This window comes from Paracoccus sp. (in: a-proteobacteria) (assembly GCF_030538495.1).
Classification (GTDB): domain Bacteria; phylum Pseudomonadota; class Alphaproteobacteria; order Rhodobacterales; family Rhodobacteraceae; genus Paracoccus.
Genome location: NZ_JAUNTW010000017.1, coordinates 18,928 through 26,217, shown reverse-complemented (window position 1 = coordinate 26,217; position 7,290 = coordinate 18,928). Strand labels below are relative to the sequence as shown.

The 7,290-nt window shown below is 58.9% G+C and carries 9 protein-coding genes and 1 tRNA gene; 3 read left to right on the top strand and 7 right to left on the bottom strand.

Annotated features, from left to right (window positions below; translation table 11 throughout):
- The first annotated feature begins 52 nt into the window (after positions 1-52).
- Positions 53-364, top strand: a complete 312-nt coding sequence (locus Q4G20_RS12995) for a hypothetical protein (protein ID WP_303343880.1) — start codon at positions 53-55, stop codon at positions 362-364.
- Here Q4G20_RS12995 and Q4G20_RS12990 read toward each other — a convergent pair.
- Positions 361-597 carry a hypothetical protein gene (locus Q4G20_RS12990; protein WP_303343879.1) on the bottom strand — a complete coding sequence of 79 codons (237 nt, stop codon included), beginning with the start codon at positions 595-597 and terminating at the stop codon, positions 361-363. The two genes, Q4G20_RS12995 and Q4G20_RS12990, sit on opposite strands and share 4 nt — an antisense overlap.
- A 125-nt stretch (positions 598-722) precedes the next feature.
- Here Q4G20_RS12990 and Q4G20_RS12985 point away from each other — a divergent pair, with 125 nt between their 5' ends.
- Positions 723-1,037 (top strand): hypothetical protein, encoded by a 315-nt coding sequence (locus tag Q4G20_RS12985; RefSeq protein WP_303343878.1) that lies wholly within the window; start codon positions 723-725, stop codon positions 1,035-1,037.
- Between the two features lie 52 nt (positions 1,038-1,089).
- Positions 1,090-1,929, top strand: coding sequence for a site-specific integrase (locus tag Q4G20_RS12980; RefSeq protein ID WP_303343877.1), 840 nt, complete (start codon positions 1,090-1,092; stop codon positions 1,927-1,929).
- A gap of 47 nt (positions 1,930-1,976) precedes the next feature.
- Here the strand turns inward: Q4G20_RS12980 and Q4G20_RS12975 are convergent, their stop codons facing one another.
- From Q4G20_RS12975 to phaC, 6 genes are all read right to left on the bottom strand, one after another.
- A complete protein-coding gene (locus Q4G20_RS12975) occupies positions 1,977-2,795 on the bottom strand; it encodes a DNA adenine methylase (RefSeq protein WP_303343876.1) in 819 nt (272 codons plus the stop codon).
- Positions 2,796-2,891: 96 nt separating this feature from the next.
- Positions 2,892-3,092 (bottom strand): hypothetical protein, encoded by a 201-nt coding sequence (locus Q4G20_RS12970; protein ID WP_303343875.1) that lies wholly within the window; start codon positions 3,090-3,092, stop codon positions 2,892-2,894.
- 819 nt (positions 3,093-3,911) lie between these two features.
- Positions 3,912-4,001, bottom strand: a tRNA-Ser gene (locus Q4G20_RS12965).
- A 39-nt stretch (positions 4,002-4,040) separates the two neighbouring features.
- Positions 4,041-4,595: a polyhydroxyalkanoate synthesis repressor PhaR gene (gene phaR, locus Q4G20_RS12960; RefSeq protein ID WP_303343874.1), complete on the bottom strand. Its 555-nt coding sequence runs from the start codon at positions 4,593-4,595 to the stop codon at positions 4,041-4,043.
- 121 nt (positions 4,596-4,716) lie between these two features.
- Positions 4,717-5,181, bottom strand: a complete 465-nt coding sequence (locus tag Q4G20_RS12955; RefSeq protein ID WP_303343873.1) for a Phasin — start codon at positions 5,179-5,181, stop codon at positions 4,717-4,719.
- Positions 5,182-5,364: 183 nt separating this feature from the next.
- The gene (phaC, locus tag Q4G20_RS12950; RefSeq protein ID WP_303343882.1) at positions 5,365-7,143 is read right to left on the bottom strand and encodes a class I poly(R)-hydroxyalkanoic acid synthase; all 1,779 of its coding nucleotides are present in this window, start codon (positions 7,141-7,143) and stop codon (positions 5,365-5,367) included.
- Between the last annotated feature and the right edge of the window lie 147 nt (positions 7,144-7,290).

Genomic DNA, 7,290 nt, shown 5'->3' with positions numbered 1-7,290 from the left:
GCGGCTGAGGGTGTGCGCGAATATCTGGCTGGAAAATACGGGATCGAAATGAATGCGTGATTTTGTCAAATCAATGCTGTCCACCCCCACCAGCCACGCCGACCCGCATTATTGGGCGTCCGTTCTGCTGGCCCACGCGATGCTCGGCACGGGTGGGGCGATCCTGCTGCCGTGGTGGGCTGCAATCGCGGCCTATACCGCGTGGGAGGCCGCGCAGTGGTGGTGGTATGACGCAGACCCGTGGGACTGCGCACTGGATTGGTGTGGATTCACGCTGGGCGTCGTCATCGCCGTTACCGCGTCACCGTGGGCCGTGCTGGCGCTGCTGGTGGTGCTGATCGTCGGGGTGAGAGTGCGGGGCTAGTGATCCGCCAGCCCCGCGCGTTCAATCAGCGCGGCGGCATCGGTGATTTTTTCACGCTGTTTTTCCAACAACGCAATAATTTCGCGCCAAACACCTGCTGGCACGTCCACATCCCGTGCAACCCACCGGCGCAGGGTGCGTTCATTCACGCCAAGGTCGGCGGCTAACGCGCGCTGCCATTGGACACCATGTATTGCCACGCCTGCGACGGCCAGAATGTCTATTTTTTCCATGCCCTATATCTAGGGCAAAAAAAATCTGACGCAAGCGATTTATGCCTTGCATTGGCGCTCATCATGCCCTACTTGTAGGGCATGGCGACGGGAATAGTTCCGCGCTGAGATGGCAGGAGGCCACAATGGAATACATCATCATCGACATCTATTCGGGCTACATTTTCGCCGACACCCGCGACATGGCGGGCTGGGAAGGCGGCAGCATCGTCGAAGCCGTAAAAATGATGGACGAAACCATCGTGGGGGCGCATGGCCGCTCCTATCAAGAGGTCAGCCGGCTTGATGGTGACAGCGGTTATGCCGTCTATCGCGTCGATATTGACGGCAGTGAGGCGGTGACAGTTGTCCATGACGGACAGGACAAGGACACGATCGACGCGGTGATTGAAAACTGCGAATTCGTTGGCCATGTCGCATACGACCAGCCGGAAAACTAACCCTTTTAAGCCCCCGTCACGCCTGTGCGCGACGGGGGTGAAATTGTGTAAAATGACCTTAACTGTCAATCAGGCGCTGGACGCCTATGAAGCGGCGCGGCGTCTGACCGTCGCCGAGCCGGGAAATATTAAATACATAACACGCGCCGCACGGCGCATTCTGGGCGACGTTTTGGCCCGAGACGTGACGCAAGCCGTCATAGATCAGTTCGTTTCACGCCGACAGGCCGAGGGCGCAGGGCTACAGACGGCCCGCCGCGATTTAACGGCCGTCATGAGTGCGCTTAGGATGGCGAATCGACGTGGCGAAATACCCGCACCGCGCTATATCGTCCTGCCGCCGCGCGGCACAGCGCGGCAGCGATTTCTGACCCCCGATGAAACCCAGCGGTTAATCCAGTCAGCCGCTGATCCGCGCCTGCGGCTGTATATCCAGCTGGGGTTAGCCACAGCCGCGAGGCGCGGTGCGCTGTGTGATCTGACATGGGATCGGGTGGACCTTGACAGGGGGATCATTGATTTTCGTGCGCCGCACCCCCGCGCCGCACAGCGCAAGGGGCGCGCGGTTGTCCCCATATCCGCGAAAATCATCGCTGTTTTGGCAGACCACAGAGCCGCGACACAGGGCGATCTTGTCATCGGTCTGCGCGGCCCAGCCGTCCAGTATCATTTCAAGCGTGCCGTCGCGCGCGCGGGACTTGGCCCCGAGGTCACGCCGCACGTCCTGCGACACACGGCCGCCTCGTTTATGGTCAAATCCGTGCCGCTGATAATCGCCAGTCGGATGCTGGGCCACAGCAACACCAAAATAACGGAATCCGTTTATGTCCACGTCACCGCGGACGATTTACGGCCAGCCGCGGACGCGTTGGATGGTATTATACAAGCCTGACAAGGCGTTAATGCACCAAAGGGGCGGATTAACCGCCCCTTTGGTTATCAGCCGACAGCGAAATTGCTGACCAGCAATTCCGCCCGACCAGTGCCACCGCCGGGGCTGCGGTTGTTGACGCTGTAGGTGGTGGTAACCGGCGTCAGTTGGAAACGCCCGAAAATGTCCCGCACCTCTGGCACGTCATTGATCGACAATAAAAATTTCCCGTCGATCCCAGCCAGCACATTCGCCATGCGCTGAAAATCTGACCGATCGAACATGGCGCGCCCGTAATCATTTTCGCAGCCCCAATAGGGCGGGTCGAGGTAAAACAGCGTCCCTGCGCCGTCGTAACGCGGGATGAAATCCGCCCAGTCCAGACATTCGATGACGACGCCGGACAGGCGGCTGTGGACGTCCTCAAGCATCGGTTCCAGCGTGGTCAGGTTAAACCGCGCCGGGCGGGCGCGCGAGACCCCGAAATTCCGCCCAGACACCTTGCCGCCGAACGCCGTCCGTTGCAGATACAGAAACCGCGCGGCGCGTTCCAGATCGGTCAGGGTGGCGGGATCCACCGCGACCAGCCGTTCAAATTCTGCCCGAGTGGTCAGGCCGAATTTCAGGACGTCCAGGAACTGCACATAATGCCGCTGTAGAATGCGGAATAACGTCGCAATATCGCGGCTGTAATCATTGATCACCTCGGCCCGTGGCCGTGCGGAACGCCGCAGGAAAATGCCGCCCATACCGACAAAGGGTTCGGCGTAGGTCGCGCAGGGCGTGCCGTCGATGATGGCGCAGATGCGGCGGGCCAGATTGCGTTTGCCGCCCAGCCACGGGGCGACCGGAAGGCAGGGCGGAACGGGGGTAAGGGGCGGATTCAAGGCGGGCATTCCTATTCTGATTGATTGGAACAAAAATAGAACAATTAAGCGCGCCGCGCCAGAAAAATCGCCTTGTTTTGAGGATGGCCGTATCCCTCACACCCGCCCTTCATCGACCAGCGTCATCAACGCACGATATGCCTTTTCGTGGCGGCAATTGTGGCCTTTATGCCAGCGGCTGACCGTCGTTTCCACCGCGCCTAAAATCGGAGCGGCAGCATAGAACGTCAGATTGTGACGCGCCAGCCAGTCGGCCAGCACAGCGGCAAAGGGCCGTGGGTCTGTGATTGGGGGCATTTCAATGCCTTTCTGCGGACGAGTGTGGTGAATACAAGATGCCTGCAAAGCGCAGATTTTGCAACGCGAAAGGCACGCATTGAAAGTAAAAAATCCATGTATTTCAGATATTTTACCTTGCAATACCTGCGAAGCGCAGGTATAAAAATCAAGGAAGGCAATAAGGCCGACCGGCCCAAACGGTCAGGGCAAGATGACCGCGACCGGAGGACCAAGAGATGTGTGATTACATTGATTGGACTTTTCAGGCGCTCCAACTGGCGGTGGCAATTGCCACACTGATCACCGCCAGCCGGAGTAAATGAAAAGAAGGGGAGGGCCGAAAAGCCCTTCCCGACCCCTCCAAAATAGACAGATGGTGCGGCCAAATCAAGGCCGCACCCCATCAACGGAAAAGGAAACCCATGTCAGGACTGTATCTGGCGATGCAAATCGCCACACTGGCCACGCAAATCGCAATCCTTGTGATCCTGCTGCGCCGAAAATGACAGGGGCGGGCCAAACGGCCCGCCCTTTTTCTGTCAGAACAACGAAAAGCCTCCGCCATTGAGTGCGGGGGCGATGCAATCCCGAGTTGTTCAGCCCCTATGCGTCCAGCCGCGAAATCGCCCGCCATCCCGTCTGGCCCGCATCCCGTTAGGCCCGCCGATTCATCCCGTTAGGCCCGCCGCGCCACAATAAAACTAACTTATGTCTATTTCTATCCGTGCCCGTCCCGCATGTTCCCGTTCAAGCCCTGTCGCGCCGTGGGGAGAATTGTGGGGAGAATTTTTCCGTTCACGGAAATAATCGCATCTTTTCAGTAGTTTGCAAAGAAGGTGGCGGACGGTGAGGGATTCGAACCCTCGAGACGGTTCCCCGCCTACACACTTTCCAGGCGTGCGCCTTCGACCACTCGGCCAACCGTCCGTTCGGCAGCGTTTAAACGGTCCTGCCGGGGGTTGCAAGTCACAGCTGGGAAATACGCTTCTGTAATTCGGCCAGCTGGCGGCGGATTTCGGCCATGTCTTTTTCATCGTCGCCGGTGCCGGTTTCCGGGGCGTCGTCGGGTTCGGGGCCGGAACTGCCCATGCGCCAGCCGCCGGTCATTGCCTTCATGAACATCTGTTGCTGGCGCTGCATCGCCTCGAAACCGGGCATATGGGCCATCGGTCCCATCATGTTCTCCATGATCTTCGACTGCCCTTCGCGCAGCATTTCGAAACTGGCGGCCAGAAATTGCGGCACGACCGATTGCGCACTGGTGGTATAGCTGCGCACCAGATCGGTCAGCACATCCACCGGCAACACATTTTCGCCGCGGCTTTCATGTTCCGCGATGATTTGCAGCAGATATTGACGGGTCAGATCGTCGCCCGATTTCAGATCAACGATCTTTACCTCGCGCCCGGCGCGGATGAAGGTCGCGATGTCGTCCAGCGTGACGTAATCGCTGGTTTCGGTGTTATACAACCGGCGGCTGGCATAGCGCTTAATCAGCAGCGGTGATTGTGTCGCGGCCATGACGCCCCCTTTGATCTGCGTTTGCGCTATCTTGGGTCGGCGCGCGGCAAAAGGCAAGGAAGCGCGCATGAAAAAAGGGCCGGCGCGGGGCCGACCCTTTCGATGTCGCAATCAGATGCGATTACTTCGACGCAGCCGAAGACGCAGCCGAGGTTGCTTTTTTCGCAGCAGCCTGGGTTTCGCGAACGGCTTTTTCAGCCGCTTTTTGTGCGTCCGAAGCCATGTCTTTGCCAGCGGTCAGCATCAGGTCAACGGTGTCCATTTGGACTTTTTTCGCGACTTCTGCATAGGCGGCCATGTGTTCAGCAGCCAGTTCAGCCGAAGCCGAAGCAAAGTCGGTCATCGCTTTGGCGTATTCCGACGGCTCTTCTTTGACGGCGGTCACTTCGCCCATGCGTGCGATGGTGTCTTTCGCCCACTGAGCCGAGATTTCGGTCGAACGCTCAGCCGCCGACAGGGCGACTTTGGCCAGACGCTCGGCCAGCAGGCCTTGCGATTTCAGGGCTTCGTGCATCGACGAGGTGTCGATCGGGAAGTTTTGCATCATGTCTTGAACGGTTTTGGTGAAGTCGGGGGTCTTAGCCATTTGCTTGCTCCGTTATATGGTGCGGCATCGGGGTTTGACCTTGGGCCGCTGTCATTTCGATAACGGCAATATGGATGCTGCACCGCAGCATTTCAAGGTTTTTTTTCTGCATTGCAGCAAAATTGTCATATTGTTCTGACATTGGCCGCAAGATGCTGATCCTGCGGCCAAAGATAATCGAAATCAGCTTGCCCGTTCGTGGACATAGGAACCGGGCGCGGGTTCCAGCCCCGCACCGGGATCGCGCGCGGCCACCATTTTGCCCGCCCGACCGGCCAGCCATTCCCCCCACAGCGGCCACCAACTGCCGTCATGGAAGGTCGCAGATTCGCGCCATGCCTGCCAGCCGTTATCGAATCCGTCGCCGCCTTCGTAATGGCCGTATTTCTTTTTCGACGGCGGATTGACGATCCCGGCGATATGGCCGGATTCCGACAGGATAAAGGTTTTATCCGTGGACCCCAGTTGCGAAAACCCGATCCAGCAGCTTTTCCACGGCGCGATATGGTCGGTTTCGCAGGCGACCGAACAGACCGGCAGCGTCACATCGCTGATGCGCAGGGTGTGGCCCATGACGTCAAACCCCTGCCCGACCAGTGCGTTATCCTGACACAAGCCGCGCAGATATTCGACGGCCATGCGCCCCGGCAGATTGGTGCTGTCGCCGTTCCAATACAGCAGGTCAAAGGCGGGCGGCGTTTCGCCCAGCATATAGCTGCGGATCGCCGGACCCCAGACCAGATCATTGGCGCGCAAAAACGACATGGTGCGCGTCATCAGATGCGCGCGCATCAGGCCGTGGCGGCGGACATCTTCGGCGATGCCTCCGATCACGTCGCCTTGCAGGAACGGCACGAATTCGCCCTGATCCGAAAAATCGGTCAGCGTGGTGAAAAACGTCGCGCAATTCACCCGGTCATCGCCGCGCTGCGCCATCAGCGCCAATGTCAGCGTCAGCGTGGTGCCGCCGATGCAATACCCGACCGCGTTCAGTTTCTTCTGCCCGGTCAGGGTAAGAACCTGATCCATCGCATCCAGATAGGCGCTGATGTAATCATCCATCCCCATATCACCCATGCTGGCATCGGGGTTTTTCCAACTGGCGATGAATACGGTATGCCCCTGTTCCACCAGCCATTTAATCAGGCTGTTTTGCGGCTTGAGGTCCAGAATATAGAATTTGTTGATCCACGGCGGAAAAATCACGATGGGCAAGGCGTGAACCTGATCCGTCAGGGGTTTATACTGGATCAGTTCAAACAGAGGCGCGCGGTGAACGACGCTGCCCTCGCTGACGCCGATATTTTCGCCCACGGTAAAGGCGTCACGATCGGCCAGAGACACCACCATCTCGCCCCCGGCCTGTTCGACGTCGCGCACCAGATTTTCCAGACCGCGCACGAGACTTTCGCCTTCGGTTTCAATCGCGCGCTCCAAGGCATCGGGATTGGTGGCCAGAAAATTGGTCGGCGCCATCATGTCGATGATCTGGTTCGTCATCCAATTGATGCGGCGGCGGGCGATTGCGTCGTCCAGCTCCAACCCCTCGGCCGCTTCTTTCAGGGCGCGGGCATTGGTCAGATATTGTTTCTTAATCAGGTTGAAATAGGGATGCGTCTGCCACAGCGGGTTCGAGAACCGCTTATCCGTGCCGCCGTCATCTTCGGGGGCGGTGAATTGGCCGCGCGCCAAAGCCGCCTGCGCATCGGCATAGTTTTTCAGCGTTTCCGACCAATAACTGACCTGATTTTCAATCATTTTCGCGGGCTGGCCGGTCATGGTTTTCATGAACGCATTGGCGGCCGCCATATACAGATCCGGGCCGGGGCCTTCGACGGCGGGGGTCGGCATGGATTTTTCGGCCAAGGCGTTGACCAGCCGTTGCCCCAGCGTCTCGATCCGTTCGATATTCTCAACCATTTTGCGCGCATGGGACGGCACGACGTCGGCGGCATCCGCCATCATGGCGGGCGGGGCCTGTGTCAGCGCCTGCGTCGCGGCGGTCAGCGCGTCGGTTTTGATCTGTTGGGCGGGCTTTTCCGCCGTCGCGGCGGGCTGCGCCGGTTTGGCGCGGCGGCGCGGGGCCGGTTGTTTGGCAGGTTCGGCCTT